This is a genomic window from Nostoc sp. CHAB 5715 (assembly GCF_020829685.1).
In the GTDB taxonomy this organism is placed as follows: domain Bacteria; phylum Cyanobacteriota; class Cyanobacteriia; order Cyanobacteriales; family Nostocaceae; genus Nostoc.
In genome coordinates, this window is record NZ_JAIVFR010001047.1 from 1 (window position 1) to 2,457 (window position 2,457).

Here is a 2,457-nt window from a genome sequence, read left to right on the forward strand (position 1 = left end):
CCTAAATCAGGATAAACTCTATGTATCGATTCCAGATCAGTGCATACACACAAACGGGTGAATCCATCGGTCTTGTCGGTTCGACTCCAGAGTTGGGACAGTGGGACATTATGAAATGTGTCCAGCTGCGTACAAGTGGCGATCGCTATCCTTTATGGTGGACAGATGAAATTGACATTCAGCAGCCTTTATCGGGCGATGGACAAAGAGTTGAATACAAGTATATACGTCTCGATGCAAAGGGTAATGCCCAATGGGAGAGCTTACTAGATACAAATCGCTGGATTCCTATTGATCCTAACAATCATTCCAGCACAATTATAGTGGATGACGGCGCATTCGGTTATTTACAACCTTACCCCTTTGGATACCTTGAGGAACCTGCTGTCAGAATGCCCGGAGAAGAAGGGGCTGAAAGACTCAAAATTGTAGTAATTGGCAGTTCCGTCGCACTAGGTCATAAAGCCTGGTTTTTGAAAGGTTGGGTCTGGCTGTTGGCAGAGGCTTTACAGCAAAAATATGGGCATAAACTCGTGAATGTGTCGGAAGTGGGGGCGAATGTCAGCAAAACGATCGCTCGATTTGGCTCAGTTGTCACCCCAGAACAACCGGATATCGTAATCATTGCCCTGTCTCTGGGCAACGAAGGGTTAGCTTACTGTCCCCCTCACGAACGACGAGCAGTACAGCGACGGTTTGAAAGTGGCTTGCAGCAGCTTGTAAAAATGACGCGGGACATCGGGGCAATTCCAATTCTGGGCGGTGTCTATCCCAATGGCGATTATTCCCAGGAACATTACTGGCTGATCCGAGACACACGCAACCGAATGCTAAGTTGGGGCGTACCTGTACTGGATTGGTTGGCAGCTGTGGATGATGGGCAAGGACGATGGAAAGCGGGGATATCCTTCGACCCGGCTCACCCGAACACGGTTGGTCATAGGCTCATGTATCAGCAGATCGACCAGCAACTATTCGATATCGACAAAGACGAATTAGCAAAAGAAAAACAACGCTTCCAGCAACCGAATGAATTTCCCATCTACTTTGACAATGCGGGCTTTCATGTCTCTGTCTGTATGGAAGAGAAGCGTTTACGGATTGTTAATACATCACAATACAGCTATACCATCGCTCCCTATTGGCAGGAACTACAAACTGCACTGCAAAATAAGGCTGGATTGATACCGGGTATCTACATTGCCAAAGATACCCAACCAGGGACGCTCCCCTTCTTTGCTGTAGATAATGGCGCGATCGCAACTACAATAAACATTCCCCCTAGTGCCGACCTAGAATATACCACCGCCTTCAATCTCTTTTCGCCGAACAACGTTTTATTCTATGACGGGCATCTGGGAATTTTGCAAGCGGACGAACGCCACCTCTGGGTAATCAACGAATCAGACAACGAGTACAATATCCAGCCGATGTGGACGGAGGTTTGTAACGCACTTAAAGCCATGCCATCGGGTGTCTATGAAGATCCGCTTTATCCCGACGCTCCCTTTCGCACCATGATGATTGGCAAGGATGGGCTAGAAAGCCGGGTGAAAGCACCACCTAAGTCTGCGGTGCTGTTCCAATATAAATGTAAATTATCGGATATCAGCCGTGTCGCCATTCTTCCCCTTGGCGATCGCTGTGCCGTCCGCATGATGCTATATAAGATGGAGTACGATGGCCCCGCCTTTCCCTTTGATCTAACGCGCACCACCAATATTGGAGATGTCGCGGATGCGATCGAAAACGGTTTTGATGATATGTGGAACCCTGCTTTTCTGCACTACAGTCCCGATGCAGGCAGAATTTACCACAGTAAGTGGTCAGGTTTATCCTTTGCCCATGAAGTCGAGGAGACAGACGACCCAACGAGCGATATGTCTCCCGTCCATGAACGGATGCGCGTTCGGTACACGGCACGGTCTCAAAGGTTTTGGTATGCATTGCGGCACTGCGACAAAGTGCTTTTTGTTCGCACAGGAATTAGCGATCGCGGTGGTGTGATAGATTTAGTTAACAAGCTGCAAAAACAATGCCAGGGGAAACCATTTCATCTCTTGCTTCTTTCTCCCCAAAGCGGTGATGAGTTTTTAGACCTTCCCAATGTGCTGCACTACAATGTCGAGTTTAATCCCGATCGCATGTATGACGATTTGGGACACTGGATGTACTGCACAGAGGTAATGCGAGGAATTCTGCAATCCCTTGGTGTGTCCAGCAAAAACCTCTTTTGGTGTCCACCCAAAACACCGAAGGGGTGAGAAACTGGGTAGAGGCGAACGCAATTGTTATTTCGGCGAACTCATTTGTTATTTCGGCGAACTCATTAGACATCTCCAAAATAGTAACATTCTGTGGTAAAAGAACAGCAGAGAGCTTTTTTGACACAGAAATATGAGCGATATACTGAACCACATTGAAGATAATCCTAAACAAACACAGCGCTTAATTGGT

The 2,457-nt window shown here is 47.5% G+C and carries 1 protein-coding gene; it reads left to right on the forward strand.

The window, feature by feature from the left end; genetic code table 11:
* The first annotated feature begins 20 nt into the window (after positions 1-20).
* The gene (locus tag LC574_RS35650) at positions 21-2,264 is read left to right on the forward strand and encodes a DUF1796 family putative cysteine peptidase (protein ID WP_229458341.1); all 2,244 of its coding nucleotides are present in this window, start codon (positions 21-23) and stop codon (positions 2,262-2,264) included.
* Positions 2,265-2,457: the final 193 nt, after the last annotated feature.

Excerpts from the sequence above, each read along its gene's own strand:
- LC574_RS35650 (WP_229458341.1), top strand. The coding sequence starts at position 21 with ATGTATCGATTCCAGATCAGTGCATACACACAAACGGGTGAATCCATC.